This is a genomic window from Bartonella sp. ML70XJBT (assembly GCF_028618425.1).
In the GTDB taxonomy this organism is placed as follows: domain Bacteria; phylum Pseudomonadota; class Alphaproteobacteria; order Rhizobiales; family Rhizobiaceae; genus Bartonella.
Map to the genome: position 1 here is coordinate 1 of NZ_JAQISX010000013.1, position 14,373 is coordinate 14,373.

Genomic DNA, 14,373 nt, shown 5'->3' on the forward strand with positions numbered 1-14,373 from the left:
TCTCAATTAGATTCATAAATTATCACATCAGAAAAACTATTATAAAACACTGTTTTTTATAGACTAAATACCTTTCCAATGATTCAAAAATATGGTTAATAAATACTTATGATTTGTTCCCATTTTTACTCTTGAAAGGAAATTATAATGACAGAAAACGATATTCTTTTAACTGACCGTGAAAGTGCAAAATTGCTTCATATGAGTGTTTCAACATTCCGCCGTCATGTGACCAATGGCTCTTTACCAAAGCCTTTAAAGTTTGGTTTTTTATCGCGTTGGTTACAATCGGATCTGATTAATGTCATAGAGCAAGCAAAACAGCAACGTTATAACGACGTCGCATAAATGAAAACCTTGTCACGTAAGGACGGACAAGGCTTCCCATTTTCACTCAAAGAATGAATAGCAAAATCCGTCCTATGGTGCAATATTCATAGGATAAAAAAAACATGTTTTCTTATATAAATGCTCGGGGCATCACAAATGCCTTGCGTGGGGTTTGGTATGGGCGTTATGGAAGTGCCCGTTATCCAGCCCATGATGATCAATTGCCTAGCTTATCTCTTGCCAATGGACATGATGGGCGTCTTTTACTCACTTGTTATGCTGGCTGTTCTTTTAGAGAGATCATACAAGCGCTTAGAAGAATTGGCTTGCTGGGGAAACAAGCCTTAGTAATAAGGAAAGTTTCGAAAAGATTTGTTAGAATCAGAAGAAATATTTCTTCTCTAACAGGACTTTTTATATGGTTACATCTTTTGGTAAAATCTTACGTAAACTTCGGATTGATCACTCAGAACGTCTCTTAGATATAGCTAAGAAATTAGGGATATCTGTAGCGTTTTTGTCTTCAATTGAGATTGGCAAGAAATCTGTACTGGTTGGTATGGAAGACAAGATCGTAGAGCTTTATTGCTTAGATAAAGCTACTGCTTCACTGTTAAGAAAAGAAGCTATGCTTGTCGAAAGAGTTTTACAATCAAACCTTCTGATTCATTTAGACGTGAAGCTGTTGGCATGTTTGTTAGAAACTTAGACAATTTTTTACAACAGGATGTAGCAAGATTAAAAAAAATTTGGAGAAATTCGGTGAAAAAAGAGGCGTTCTATAAAGGTATATTGCAAAATCCTATTCCTCAACTTTTATTCGAGAATCCCTAATAGTAAAAAATATATGTAAATACAGTAAATTATAACTTTAAAAAAGGTTTATTAAATTTTAATCTTAACTTTGTTATGCATTAAGCTTAGAGGGCCGTACTTTCTAGATGAGACTGTTATTGTGTTATCCGTTAAGATATTGTGGTGCTTTTTGTATTGAGTAACTGCTTTTATGTTTAGAAGTTTTATGAAAAAAGCATTTCTCATTTTTTAAGAATCTTTTTTATCTATATACTAACCTCTCTTATAAAGACGGTTATGACTCATGATGGGAGAGTATAAAGTAAAAGATTTTAATTCTACATCCTCATTGAATATGGAAAAGCGATAAGTTAATGGTTATAAATCAATATTTTTTTCTTGATGATTTATTCAATTTTTTAATCAATCATTATAATGTGTCATTGATGATAAAAAATTCTACTTCTTTTTAAAGTTAGAGTAAATTTCACGTGGAAATTCTTTGTAATGTTTTGAAATAGTTATTAATAAAAAAGAAAAAATTTATCTTTATTATTTTTGTCAGTTCATAGGATATTTTAGTTTTAAAGGACAAGCTTTGAGAAATCTGCAACCGCTTGTGTAATTGTGTGAGTACGTTTGAGAAGAGCAAGACGGTTCGCACGAACATCAGGTTTTTTATCGTTCACTAATACCTTTTCAAAAAATAGATCAATCAATTTTCCAAGTGGTGCTAGAATACCGAGTGCAAATGGTAAATCTGTTGTATTGATGGGGGCAAGAACTTTTCTTTCTACTTCACAGATTGTATGATAGAGCTGCTTTTCTTCTTTCTCAATAAAGAGTTCAGGATTAATTTCATTGGCTATTATTATGCTTTTTTGAAATTCATTTTCAATAATATTGGCAGTACGTTTTACAGAGGCTATAAACTGCATTCCATCATGGGTATTGATAAAAGCGATAAGAGACTCGACATGACGTGCAACCAATAAAAAATCATCAGAATCTTTATTTAAGACAGCTTCAAGGGCATCATAGCGAACCCCTTCCTCTTTTAGATGGATTTTTAAACGATCATGAAAAAAGAATAACAGATCTGATAAAATATACTCTGTTTTTTCTGGAAGAAAACCCTGCAATTGTAGTTTTCCTTTTTGAGGGCTCTCGTATTTATTGTTTTGTTGTAAGAAAAGATTCGTTGCCAACTGAAACAGTGGCATAAGATTGATTTTCCAGTCCCGCGAAAGAACAAGCCTAATAATTCCTAGAGCTGCTCGTCTTAATGCATAGGGATCTTTCGAGCCGGTTGGTTTTTCATTAATCAGCCAAAAACCGACAAGCATGTCAATTTTGTCAGCGAGCATAACGGTTATAGCAAGTGGTTCTTGCGGAAGACGATCTGTTGGTCCTTGAGGTTTATAATGCTCTTCAATTGCGACAGCTACGCGAGGATTTTCCCCTTGAAGAAGAGCGTATTTTTGCCCCATAACCCCTTGCAGTTCAGGAAATTCTCCGACAATTTCCGTTTGCAAATCAGCTTTTGCAAGGATTGCAGCGCGTTTTGCTAAGAGAGGATCTGCTTGTATTAAAGGTGCAATTTCTTGGGCGAGTTTAGCGATGCGTTCTACTCTTGCACCTTGCGTACCTAATTTAGCGTGAAAAGTTACATTCAAATGATCAAGTCGCGCTATTCTTTGATCAAGAGGTTTCTTTATATCAAGATCAAATTTTTTTACAGAAGATTCCAAGTGTTGAATATCGGGTAAATCACGCTGATCTGTTTGCCAAAAATAGAGGGCATCCGAAAGACGGGCACGGACAACCTTACTATTTCCTTTCGAAATTGCTTTACCTTCATCATTGGCAAGAATATTAGAAACGAGAATAAAGTGATGAGAAAGTTTTACCTTTTCTCCTTGTTTGCGGGTAACAAAACATTTTTGATTGGCTCGAATGGTCAAGCGAATAATTTCTGGAGGAATATCAAGGAATGATTTGTCAAAATCACCCATAAGAATAACAGGCCATTCAACAAGACCCGTAACTTCTTCTAAGAGGAGATTATCTTGAACCAGTTCTAAACCGTTTGCAAAACAAAGATTTTGGGCATCCGCTAAAATAATATTCTTTCGTCTTTCGGCATCCAGAATGACTTTATGGGTTTCAAGTTGCATCACATAATCATCAAAGCGGCGAACTTGGATTGGTTTTCCGTCACTTAAAAAACGATGACCATAAGTGAGATTGTTACTTTTAAGAGAACCAATAGTAAACGGGATAACATGCGTTTCACCAATTTCTGGTCCGAAGACACAAAGAATATTTTGTAAAGGCCGAATCCACCTTAGAGCACCACTTTTTGTGGAATCTTTTCCCCAACGCATAGATTTTGGCCACGGAAAGTTGCGGATAATATCTGGTAAAATATCGGCAATAATTTCTTCTGCTGCCCTGCCTTTTTTTACAATTTTAGCAATATAAAAATCACCTTTTTTATCATCATGTCCAATCTGCGCTTCAGAAATATCGTTAAGCCCCGTTGCACGGAGAAAACCATCAATTGCATTCTGTGGTGATTTTGTACTGGGACCTTTGCGTTCCTCATGGATATCTTTTGAGCGTATAGAAAGTCCGCGTATGTCCAATGTTAGCCGACGAGGGGTCCAGTATTCACGAGCAGCTTTATAGGTCAATCCAGCATTCTCAAGTTGATCTGTAACAGCTTTTTTAAGATCAGCAGCAGCTTTTCGTTGCATACGTGCAGGGATTTCTTCACTAAAAAGCTCAAGAAGAAGATCAGACATTAGGCTTCTCCAGTATATATTTGTCCAGCTTCTGTGAGTAAGAAGGCTTCCCCACAACGGCGTGCGAGATCACGAACGCGAAGAATATAATTTTGTCGTTCAGTTACAGAGATAACGCCACGTGCTTGTAAAAGATTAAAGATATGGCTCGCTTTAATACATTGATCATAGGCAGGAAAAACACAGCGATGGAATGCATTTTCTTTATTAGGTTTTCCTGCATCAAGAAGCGCATTGCATTCGTGTTCGGCATCGATAAAATGCTGATGGAGCAGTTTTGTATCAGCAAATTCGAAGTTATAATATGAATATTCTTGTTCTGCCTGTAGAAAAATATCTTTATAACTTATTTTATTCTCTCTCTCTAAACCATTAAAGTTAAGATCATAGACATTATCAATCCCTTGGATATACATTGCTAGACGTTCAAGCCCATAGGTGAGTTCTCCTGAAACTGGAGCACATTCAATGCCACAAACCTGTTGAAAATAAGTAAATTGAGAAATTTCCATTCCATCACACCAACACTCCCATCCCAGTCCCCAAGCTCCAAGCGTTGGACTTTCCCAATCGTCTTCAACAAAACGGATATCATGAAGTTTTGTATCAAGACCAATCGCTTGTAGCGATTTAATATAAAGCTCTTGTAAATTGGAGGGCGAGGGTTTGAGAAGGACTTGAAATTGATAATAGTGCTGTAAGCGATTTGGATTTTTACCATATCTCCCATCTGTTGGGCGTCGAGAAGGTTGGACGTAAGCCACTTTCCAAGGGCGTGGTCCCAGAGAGCGCAGTGTGGTGGAGGGATGAAAAGTTCCAGCTCCAACCTCCATATCATAAGGTTGCAAAATTGCACACCCATAATGAGCCCAATAATTTTGCAAAGTTAAGATAAGTCCCTGAAAAGAACGTTTGGGATTAAGATGTTCAGGCAGTTTCACACTTTATACTCTTTAATACGTTATACTCTTTTTAATATTTAACTAACAGACAGCAACCAAAGGAGTTTCTGCCTCTATCATTGTCTATTATTTCATGTGCTTGTGGTCAAGCATCGTTGTTTATTGCAAGCCAAATTTCAATTTTTCTTGAATTTGTTTAGAATTTTCTGGTTTTCCGTCAATTGCGTGATTCCATTGAAATATTGCTTCACGTTTACGTCCAACTTTCCAATAGGCATCGCCTAAATGATCATTCAATGTTGGGTCTTCAGGTTGTAATCTGACAGCATTTTCCAATATTTGGACGGCTTTGTCGTATTCTTTTAATTTATAATAAGCCCACCCTAAAGAATCAAGAATATGACTGTTGTGAGCTTGCAAAGCAGAAGCTTTTTGCAACATATGGAGCGATTCTTTAAGCTTCTCACCTCGCTCTACAAGCGAATAGGCTAAATAGTTCAGAACCTGCGGTTGGTTTGGAAAAAATTCAAGGGCTTTTCGCAAATCAATTTCCGCTTTTGGCCATTGTTTTAAACGCTCAAAAGCAATACCACGCTGATAAAAAAGTTTCCAATCTTCTTGCTGAAAGTTCTTTATCTGGGCAATAGTATAGTCTAGAGTTTTAGCAGCTTCGAGAAATTTATGATCCTGCATGTAAAAAGCAACAAGCGTTATCAAAATATTACGATCATTGGGAAATTTTTTATTTAATAACGTTAATAGTTTTATTGCTTCTTTGTAATTGTTGTTATTGGCAAGAAGGAATGCAAGATGAATTTGTCCATCTTTATAATAAGGAGATTTAGGGGATAATGCGCGATAAAGTTTAATGGCTTGATGAGGATCATCCAATTTAGCAGAAATATGTGCGAGCTGAAACAGTGTTGCGTCATTCTGGGGATATAAAGCGAAAGATAATTGTTTAAAAATACGTGCTATGGCCCCTGAGTTTTTATGGTTGAGAGCTGTTCCAAAATTATACAACACCTCGGCCGCTCCTTGTTGAGGTGTGTTAATCAACCTTTCTAAGAAAGCATTTTTTTCAATTTTTTCTCGAAACTTTTTGAAAACTTCTCGAGCTGACAACATTTGTTCGCCGTGCTGGATTGTCTGAAGAGCTTGTTTACGCATATTATGGCGCAGTTGGAATGAGGCATAGGCTATTACAATACGTTCATAGGTATTAGGAGCGATAAGAGTCCCTTGTTTGTTATTCAGTGCTTTAATAAAATATTTTTTTGCATCCTGTGGTTGTTCTGCAAGATCGCTCATAAGTGCTAGATGATAAGATATAAAAAGCTCATACCAGACAGGACCTTTGAGCTTCTTAAGATCAGCAATTGCTTGAGATTTTTGTCCAGATCCAAAAGTAACCCAAGCACCGATGAGTTCAGGTATTGGGTTATTGGCTATGGGAGGTTCTTTTAATTGTAGAAGAAGCTTGGCATTCTTATAGTCTTTTTTAATGAGACTTTCTATTGACAACGTTAAGGAAACAAAGGGAGTTATAACATTTTGTTCTTTGAGTTTTTTGGCTTGTTGCACAGCTTCTTTAAAGTCTCCCACAGAGAGCATAGCTTCAAGGAGCTCTTTTTGTGTTTCAATATTATCAGGTTGATAGACGAGTGCTTGTTTAAAATAATTGATCGCAAGATCTGTTTTATTTTCGTGATTTGCAACCCTTCCCGCTAAATAAGCACCTGCAAATGAGCTTGTGTGAGTCGCTGTGTTTATTTTACTGTAAGTGGCGGATGGCATCAGCATGATACCCACGATAAAGAGGGTAAAAAATCGGGATAGCACTGAAGAGCACATGGAGCTAATCCTTTTCAAGATAATCAATCGATTGTATCGTTTATAAATCATATCTCATTACTTTTTTGAAAAATATTGTGATTCTTGCAAAGAATCAGTTTACGCGTGCAATGCAAAATTCAACGGCTTCAACGAGAGCATTATAAGCAGGATTTTCATTCATGGGAATAAGAGAATCAATTGCATTTTTTCCATAGATGCGTGCTTGTTCTATGGTATCTGTGACACTATTATATTTCTCCATTAAGTGTTGCGCGTGTACGAAGGCTTCATTATTGTTGTTGCCATCCTCAAGTGCTTCTTTCCAGAAAGCCTTTTCACCCATATTTCCACGTTCATATGCAAGAATCACAGGCATTGTGATCTTTCCTTCCCTAAAATCGTCCCCTATATTTTTCCCCAAGTTTTGAGCACTACCACTATAGTCAAGAGCATCATCAATCAATTGGAAAGCTAGTCCTAAAGATGTTCCATAATCACGTAATGCAGAACGTTCTTCATTTCCATAGCCAGCAATAATGGGGCCTACTTCAGCAGCCGCTGAAAAAAGTGCTGCTGTTTTTGCATTGATGATTTTTAGATAGTCTGAAGGGCTGGTTTTGATATTTTTTGCGGCGGAAAGTTGCATAACTTCTCCTTCAGCAATAATTGCAGCAGCATTGGCTAAGACAGAGAGCGCCTCTATGGAGCCAACATCGACCATCATTTTAAAAGCTTGTCCTAAAAGGAAGTCTCCAACAAGAACACTGGCTTGATTTCCCCAAATCATTCGCGCTGTAGATTTTCCACGCCGTAAATCACTTTCATCAATCACATCATCATGTAACAAGGTGGCTGTGTGCATAAACTCAACGGCTGTTGCAAGCCTTATATGCCCGTCATATTGATAGCCGAACATATGAGCAGAAGCTAATGTGATCATTGGGCGCAACCGTTTTCCTCCTGATGAAATAAGGTAATTGGAAATCTCAGGGATCATCTCAACCTCTGATTTTGCCATAGAGAGGGTAAATTGATTGACGCGCTTCATATCATCTTTTGTAAGACGAATGAGAGATTGGAGGGCTGTTTGATTATTTTGTGTTTGATCTAATTTTGTGGCTACACTCACAATATGTTGACTCCTAGAGTATTGCAATGGACATCTATGAATTCTATTTTCTTAAATAGCATAAAGGGGGTTTTGTTTTGACTCAAGCTTTTGATGTTGCTTTGAAGTGCAGATTTTGGATGATCTGTGCAAGAGTATATTTTAAAAGCTTGTATAATATTGTTTCTATGAGAGATAGGAAAAAAAATTGCAACAGCCTTATTTAAGGCGTCATTGATAAGAAAAGTTCAGTTTATAATGAACATTAGGCTTTTAAATGGATAAAACAACGAATCAGATTAGTGAAACAATTGACAGTTTTCATCGCGGGAAATTTTATTTGGTTCAACCCTATAAACACGGTCATCGTTCTGGAATGGATGCTATGTTATTAGCCAGCTTGGTCCCCACTAATTTAAAGGGAAAGGTTGTTGATTTAGGGGCGGGAGCTGGAGCAGCAGGGTTAGCCGTTGCTTCGCGTTGTTTGCAAGTTCACGTTACATTGGTTGAGCGTTCATCTTTTATGGTATCTTACGCACAAAAAACGCTTCTGCTCAAACAGAATAAAAAATTAGCTGAGCGAATTTGTTTGTTAGAAGCAGATGTTACTTTGAAAGGGAAAAATCGTTTAGAAGCAGGATTGGTGGACAATTTTTTTGATTTTGCGATTATGAATCCACCTTTTAACAATCCTGTTGATCGCAAAACACCAGATAAACAAAAATCTGATGCACATGTTATGTCGGAAGCGATGTTTGATCATTGGTTACGAAGTGCAGCAGCTATTGTTAAGCCGGGTGGATATTTAGGGCTCATTGCGCGTCCACAGTCACTAGCGGATATCTTACATGCCTTAGAAGGCCGCTTTGGTGGTATCTGTATCATTCCCATTCATGCACGCGCAACAACACCAGCAGTTCGTCTTTTGTTTTACGCAAAACGGGGGAGCAGAGCAGCCCTGTCTATATTGCCAGCATTGGTTATGCATGAAGGTAGTCGTCACGCTTTTTCACCGTGGATTGATGCAATCAATAATGGATGTATAAGTTTCTGGGAACTTCTAAAATGATGTCTTGTATTTTTCAAGTTATTATTTAAATTCAAACTTAACCTTTAACCCTTTAAAGGAGATTTATATTTTGACTGAAGTGGGATGTGATACTATATTTTGGACTTGTTTAGGCACTTTTGTGTTCAGTTATGTTATTCCCTTTTTGTTAGCCAGTCTTTTCTCCTAGCTTATAAGGAAGTTGTATTTTGATGGATATTTTAAAAAATCTTATTCCACACCGTTTTTCTTCCAATAAATTTGAGATTCCTGTTGTTCGCCTTAAAGGAGCAATTATGGATTCATCGTCTATATCTCGTACGCTTTCCCTCGGTAGATGTGCCAATCTTTTAGAAAAGGCTTTTGCGTACAAAAAAGCACCGGCTGTTGCAATTGTTATTAACTCTCCTGGTGGTTCTCCAGTGCAATCACGTTTTATTTTTAAGCGTATTCGCGATTTAGCAGAAGAAAACAATAAAAAAGTTCTTGTGTTTATTGAAGATGTCGCAGCATCTGGTGGTTATATGATTGCTTGTGCGGGGGATGAAATTTTTGCAGATCCTTCTTCGATTGTTGGTTCCATTGGGGTGGTTTCAGCTTCCTTCGGTTTTCCGGAACTTTTGAAAAAAATTGGTGTAGAACGGCGTGTTTACACAGCAGGAAAAAACAAGGTTACACTAGATCCATTTCAGCCTGAAAAAAAAGCGGATATTGAGCATTTGAAATCTCTCCAACTTGAAGTTCATCAAACTTTTATTGATTTAGTGAAAGAACGGCGTGCTACAAAATTATCAGATGATTCAAATCTCTTTACAGGAATGTTTTGGAGTGGAAAAAAAAGCGTTGAACTTGGTCTGATTGACGGGCTGAATGATATCCGTTCTGTTATTAAGGAGCGCTTTGGCAGTGATGCAAAACTTCGACTTATTACACCTCCTAAAAGTTTTTTAGGGTTTAAAGCGCCTTCAGGAGTGAGTGCTCATACAGTTTATACAGCCATTGATAGTGCATTGATGGCAGCAGAAGAGCGGGCACTTTGGCAGCGTTACGGTTTGTGATAGATAGGATCATTCAAGCAAGAGGGGAGTTTATCTAAAAAACAGATGTTAGAAGGAAAAAAGCTTGAAATGATATGAATGAGAACGTGTTGTCAATTGTATATGAGAATTCTTCTTAAAGATTTATTGTTTGTTTAGAGAGAAATCAAGAATATTTCGAACTGTTTATAAGACTGGTGCGAAAAAAGTATGAATGGAAGGGGATTATTACAAAAGAACCCTATAAAAGTGAATATTACGTCATATGATATCGGATGTACAAGTTTCGTTCCAAAGGCATTTTTATGTGTTTACACCCATTAAATTGAATTTAGCTCTGCATGTTGTAGGACAACGTGCTGATGGTTATCATTTAATAGAAAGTTTAGTTTATTTTAGTCTTAGCGGTGATTGTCTACATTATGCACCTTGTGAAAGTGACCAGTTTGTTTTAACGGGACCATTTGCAAAAAAACTTGTATCTCATTCAGACAATTTTGTTGTACGCGCACGGGACTTTATGCATAAAACTTTTCCCGAAAGTGCTCGCCCTACTTTTTTTCAACTTGTAAAAAAACTCCCTATTGCTTCAGGTATTGGTGGTGGCTCAGGTGATGCTGCAGGGGTTATCAGCATATTGCGTCAACAATGGAATCTTAATTGTTCTTGCGAAAAATTAGCTAAAATGAGTTTAGTTCTTGGTGCTGATATTCCTATGTGTCTTTTTGCATTGGAATATAAGCAGCCACTTTTTGTTAAGGGGATTGGCCAAGAGATGATACGACTAAAAGAAGCTTGTTCTCTTGCAATAGTATTGGTTAATCATGGCCAAGGGATTTCAACACAAGCTGTTTTTAAAGCGTTAGACAAGCGCCATCATCCTTCTTTAAAAATTGATCCAGTCGCTTTAAAGAGCGTTGACTCATTGATTGAAGCTTTACAAAAAACGCGTAATGATCTTTTTGCTCCTGCTTTAAAAATAGCCCCTCAGTTAGCTAAGGTGTTATCTATATTAGATGAATGTGGCTCTCTTTTTTCTCGTATGTCTGGAACGGGGGCAACTTGTTTTGGCATTTTCAAAAATCAACAAGCAGCACAACAGGCAGCTCTTTTGATCAAATCAATGCACCCAAATTGGTTTGTAAAACCGATCATGACTTTGGGAAGGATTTGAGAAATAAAAACTTCTATTTTATCCTGATTCTATTATGCATAATGAAGAGGGAACTAAAGAAATCTCTTTTTTTGTTTTTTAGATAAAATGAATATATACTAGAATAATCTTTTAGAAGAGAAAATGGACATTAGATCCCCTTTAATTTCACATTTTATTTCTATCTTTTGTGCAAGAATTCATTGCAATATTTGAAGAGCTATTTCAAACTGTAATGCTTGCAAAAAATAAGTAAATTGCAGAAATAGATGGGTGTTTGTTATATTTGTGATTTATCAAAGATGTTTAATTTGCCGCTTCAGCCAAACTTTTTATGTGAATTGGATTTGCAAAACCAGGGTTTTTTGCATATAGCAGGGGTTGATGAAGTAGGACGAGGACCTCTTGCTGGACCTGTGGTGACGGCAGCAGTTATTTTGGATAAAGATCATATTCCTGATGGTTTAAATGATTCAAAAAAGCTTTCCTTCCTTCAACGCAGTAAACTTTATCATGAAATCTTGCAAAATGCATTAGCGGTTTCAGTCTCTAGTCTTTGCGCTCGTACAGTTGATCAATATAATATTAGAAAAGCAACTTTGGAAGCAATGCGTCGCTGTATTATAGGGCTAGCTGTTCCAGTTCATTATATCCTTGTTGATGGACGTGATATTCCCTCTCAGCTGCCCTGTCCCGCAACGGCATTGATTAAGGGTGATCAACGTTCAGTTTCAATTGCAGCGGCATCTATTATTGCGAAAGTAACGCGTGATCGGATGATGGAATGTGCTGGACAAGTTTATAAAGGGTATGGTTTAGAGAAGCATGTAGGGTATGCAACACTAGCTCATCGTACAGCTCTTGATAAAAAGGGGCCAATTGTAGGATTACATCGTTATAGTTTTGCGCCACTCAAAGAGCGTTATAGGAATGATGTGTCATGACGATTCAAACACTCAATAGTGTTTCGATAAAAGAAGCAATAGTGCTTCTTGAACAAGGAAAGTTAGTAGCGTTACCAACGGAAACTGTTTATGGATTGGCGGGCGATGCAACCAATGGAAGGGCACTCTCTTCTATTTTTTCTACAAAAAAGCGTCCACAATTTAACCCTCTTATTGCGCATGTCAACAGTATCGAAATGGCGGAACGCTATGTTGAAATTGATTTTCTTTCACGCCAACTCATGGAAGCATTTTGGCCCGGACCTTTGACATTGGTTTTACCCTTAAAAGCACAACATGATATCCATCCTTTAACGACTGCCGGTTTAAATACATTAGCTATTCGTTTTCCAGACAGTCGTTTTTCGGAAATTGTACAATATTTTGGCCGTCCACTTGCGGCTCCTAGTGCAAATCAATCGGGGCGTCTTAGTCCTACTTCAGCTGAGGCTGTTTTTGCATCTTTGGGGGAATCAGTTCCTTTGATATTGGATGGAGGACCAACTAGAATAGGGCTTGAATCAACGATTGTTAAGATTTGTGGTGAAGATATTTATCTTTTGCGTCCAGGGGGGCTTGCATCTGATAAAATTGAAGAAGTTGTAGGAAAGTCGCTAAAACGGATAGATCAAAGGGCGGTGATTGAAGCTCCAGGGATGTTAAAGTCACATTATGCTCCCGATGCTGCGATTCGTTTGAATGTAGAAAAGGTGGAAAATGGCGAAGCGCTTTTAGCATTTGGTCCAAAGCGCGTTATGGGGGCTGAAAATGCCGTTTTTATTTTAAACCTTAGCGAGGAAGGAAAGTTGGAAGAGGCAGCCTCTCATTTATTTCAATACCTGAAGGAATTGGATTCATTGAAAGTTAGATGGATTGCCGTAGAACCTATTCCATCATATGGATTAGGGGAGGCTATCAATGATCGTCTTATACGGGCTGCAGCTCCAAGGGAGAAATGAACATGGAGCAGGAATTAATTGAGAAGTTTAGAGAGATTGTTGGGGCTAAGTATGCTATAACAGATCAGGCATTGATTGCACCGTATTTGCTTGAAGAGCGAGGGATTTTTCATGGCAGAACACCTTTACTTTTACGTCCATCTTCACCGCAAGAAATCTCATTGATCATGCGATTAGCAAGCGAAACACGCACACCAATTGTACCTCAGGGTGGAAACACAGGGCTTGTAGGAGGGCAGCAGCCAGATGAAAGAGGAGAGAGCATTCTTTTATCCGTAGAGAGATTAAATAAGATGAGAGCGCTAAATCTTGAGGGTAATTTTGTTGTTGTAGAAGCTGGTGTTATTTTAAAAGATTTACAAAAAAAAGTAGATGAATCAGGTCGTTTTTTTCCTCTTTCTTTGGCATCTGAAGGCTCTTGCCAAATAGGGGGAAATCTTTCATCGAATGCTGGAGGGACTGCTGTTTTGGCCTATGGCAATATGCGTGATCTTTGTCTTGGTTTAGAAGTTGTTTTACCAGATGGTCGCCTTTTGGATGATTTGCGCTTTGTTAAAAAAGATAATAGCGGTTATGATTTGAAAAATCTTTTTATTGGTGCAGAAGGTACATTAGGCGTTATAACCGCAGCTGTTTTGAAGATTTTTCCAAAAATAAAAGCAAAAGCAATTGCTTTGGTAGGATTACATAGTCCAGAAAAGGCTCTAGAGTTTTTATCGCTGGCTCAAGAATATGGGGGAGGGATGGTGACAGGTTTTGAGCTCATGGGAAATCTCAGTTTTCAAATGGCTTTAGAGTATAAGATGTGTGAAAAGTCTCCTTTTGAACAGAAACATGAATGGTATGTATTAATGAATATTTCATCGTTGCAAGAGAATGATGAAGCATTATCCGTGTTGAATATTATTTTAGAAAAAGCCTTAAAGAGAGCGGTGATAGAAGATGCAATTGTTGCACAATCTTTAAAACAGCAAGATTTTTTCTGGCAATTGCGCGAAGCTATATCACCAGCACAGAAGTTAGCGGGAGGATCGATTAAGCACGATATTGCAGTACCACTTGCTTCAATTCCTGATTTTATTGCTAAGGCCGCACTTATTGTTGAAGATATCGTTCCAGGGGCAAGGGTGGTTTGTTTTGGACATATGGGAGATGGAAATTTGCATTATAATGTTACACAACCTATAGGCGCTGATACAACAGCGTTCTTGCAATTATGGTCAAAAATGAACCATCGCATTCATAGGTTAGTGATGGACTATCAAGGTACATTTTCTGCTGAGCATGGAATTGGTCAGCTTAAGCGCGAAGAACTTCGTTCTTTTAAATCGCCTGTCGCATTGGATATTATGCGAGGGATAAAAAAAACACTCGATCCTTTGGGAATAATGAATCCTGGAAAAGTACTATAATTTAAGAATACGAATCTATATTTTTGTTTAGGTTTTAATAAC

The 14,373-nt window shown here is 37.6% G+C and carries 12 protein-coding genes and 1 pseudogene; 9 read left to right on the forward strand and 4 right to left on the reverse strand.

Annotated features, from left to right (window positions below):
• Positions 1 to 147 precede the first annotated feature (147 nt).
• From PVV65_RS06010 to PVV65_RS06020, 3 genes and pseudogenes are all read left to right on the forward strand, one after another.
• Positions 148 to 348 carry an AlpA family transcriptional regulator gene (locus PVV65_RS06010; protein WP_004856846.1) on the forward strand — a complete coding sequence of 67 codons (201 nt, stop codon included), beginning with the start codon at positions 148 to 150 and terminating at the stop codon, positions 346 to 348.
• A gap of 104 nt (positions 349 to 452) precedes the next feature.
• Positions 453 to 812 (forward strand): hypothetical protein, encoded by a 360-nt coding sequence (locus PVV65_RS06015; RefSeq protein ID WP_273789566.1) that lies wholly within the window; start codon positions 453 to 455, stop codon positions 810 to 812.
• Positions 749 to 1,164 (forward strand): annotated as a pseudogene (locus PVV65_RS06020) (helix-turn-helix domain-containing protein). The gene PVV65_RS06015 and the pseudogene PVV65_RS06020 overlap by 64 nt, the downstream one beginning before the upstream one ends.
• Before the next feature lie 545 nt (positions 1,165 to 1,709).
• On the opposite strand, the gene glyS reads toward PVV65_RS06020, so the two are convergent.
• The 4 genes from glyS to PVV65_RS06040 all read right to left on the reverse strand — a co-directional run bounded on the left by glyS (position 1,710) and on the right by PVV65_RS06040 (position 7,799).
• Positions 1,710 to 3,932, reverse strand: coding sequence for a glycine--tRNA ligase subunit beta (gene glyS / locus PVV65_RS06025; protein ID WP_273789567.1), 2,223 nt, complete (start codon positions 3,930 to 3,932; stop codon positions 1,710 to 1,712).
• The gene (locus tag PVV65_RS06030; protein ID WP_273754789.1) at positions 3,932 to 4,873 is read right to left on the reverse strand and encodes a glycine--tRNA ligase subunit alpha; all 942 of its coding nucleotides are present in this window, start codon (positions 4,871 to 4,873) and stop codon (positions 3,932 to 3,934) included. The genes glyS and PVV65_RS06030 overlap by 1 nt, the downstream gene beginning before the upstream one ends.
• A gap of 120 nt (positions 4,874 to 4,993) precedes the next feature.
• Positions 4,994 to 6,688 (reverse strand): tetratricopeptide repeat protein, encoded by a 1,695-nt coding sequence (locus PVV65_RS06035; protein WP_273789568.1) that lies wholly within the window; start codon positions 6,686 to 6,688, stop codon positions 4,994 to 4,996.
• A gap of 94 nt (positions 6,689 to 6,782) precedes the next feature.
• The gene (locus PVV65_RS06040; RefSeq protein ID WP_273789569.1) at positions 6,783 to 7,799 is read right to left on the reverse strand and encodes a polyprenyl synthetase family protein; all 1,017 of its coding nucleotides are present in this window, start codon (positions 7,797 to 7,799) and stop codon (positions 6,783 to 6,785) included.
• Positions 7,800 to 8,055: 256 nt separating this feature from the next.
• Between PVV65_RS06040 and PVV65_RS06045 the strand changes: the two genes are divergently transcribed.
• The 6 genes from PVV65_RS06045 to PVV65_RS06070 all read left to right on the forward strand — a co-directional run bounded on the left by PVV65_RS06045 (position 8,056) and on the right by PVV65_RS06070 (position 14,331).
• A complete protein-coding gene (locus PVV65_RS06045; RefSeq protein ID WP_273789570.1) occupies positions 8,056 to 8,847 on the forward strand; it encodes a tRNA1(Val) (adenine(37)-N6)-methyltransferase in 792 nt (263 codons plus the stop codon).
• Between the two features lie 191 nt (positions 8,848 to 9,038).
• Complete coding sequence (locus PVV65_RS06050) at positions 9,039 to 9,884, forward strand: S49 family peptidase (RefSeq protein WP_273789571.1); 846 nt, start codon at positions 9,039 to 9,041, stop codon at positions 9,882 to 9,884.
• A gap of 244 nt (positions 9,885 to 10,128) precedes the next feature.
• Complete coding sequence (locus PVV65_RS06055; protein ID WP_273789572.1) at positions 10,129 to 11,037, forward strand: 4-(cytidine 5'-diphospho)-2-C-methyl-D-erythritol kinase; 909 nt, start codon at positions 10,129 to 10,131, stop codon at positions 11,035 to 11,037.
• A 248-nt stretch (positions 11,038 to 11,285) separates the two neighbouring features.
• Complete coding sequence (locus tag PVV65_RS06060; protein ID WP_273789573.1) at positions 11,286 to 11,960, forward strand: ribonuclease HII; 675 nt, start codon at positions 11,286 to 11,288, stop codon at positions 11,958 to 11,960.
• Positions 11,957 to 12,919 carry an L-threonylcarbamoyladenylate synthase gene (locus PVV65_RS06065; RefSeq protein WP_273789574.1) on the forward strand — a complete coding sequence of 321 codons (963 nt, stop codon included), beginning with the start codon at positions 11,957 to 11,959 and terminating at the stop codon, positions 12,917 to 12,919. The genes PVV65_RS06060 and PVV65_RS06065 overlap by 4 nt, the downstream gene beginning before the upstream one ends.
• Before the next feature lie 2 nt (positions 12,920 to 12,921).
• Positions 12,922 to 14,331, forward strand: a complete 1,410-nt coding sequence (locus PVV65_RS06070; protein WP_273789575.1) for an FAD-binding oxidoreductase — start codon at positions 12,922 to 12,924, stop codon at positions 14,329 to 14,331.
• Positions 14,332 to 14,373: the final 42 nt, after the last annotated feature.

Coding starts and splice junctions, on each gene's coding strand:
- PVV65_RS06010 (WP_004856846.1), top strand. CDS start 148: ATGACAGAAAACGATATTCTTTTAACTGACCGTGAAAGTGCAAAATTG.
- PVV65_RS06045 (WP_273789570.1), top strand. CDS start 8,056: ATGGATAAAACAACGAATCAGATTAGTGAAACAATTGACAGTTTTCAT.
- PVV65_RS06060 (WP_273789573.1), top strand. CDS start 11,286: ATGGGTGTTTGTTATATTTGTGATTTATCAAAGATGTTTAATTTGCCG.
- PVV65_RS06070 (WP_273789575.1), top strand. CDS start 12,922: ATGGAGCAGGAATTAATTGAGAAGTTTAGAGAGATTGTTGGGGCTAAG.
- PVV65_RS06055 (WP_273789572.1), top strand. CDS start 10,129: ATGATATCGGATGTACAAGTTTCGTTCCAAAGGCATTTTTATGTGTTT.
- PVV65_RS06065 (WP_273789574.1), top strand. CDS start 11,957: ATGACGATTCAAACACTCAATAGTGTTTCGATAAAAGAAGCAATAGTG.
- PVV65_RS06015 (WP_273789566.1), top strand. CDS start 453: ATGTTTTCTTATATAAATGCTCGGGGCATCACAAATGCCTTGCGTGGG.
- glyS (WP_273789567.1), bottom strand. CDS start 3,932: ATGTCTGATCTTCTTCTTGAGCTTTTTAGTGAAGAAATCCCTGCACGT.
- PVV65_RS06035 (WP_273789568.1), bottom strand. CDS start 6,688: ATGTGCTCTTCAGTGCTATCCCGATTTTTTACCCTCTTTATCGTGGGT.
- PVV65_RS06050 (WP_273789571.1), top strand. CDS start 9,039: ATGGATATTTTAAAAAATCTTATTCCACACCGTTTTTCTTCCAATAAA.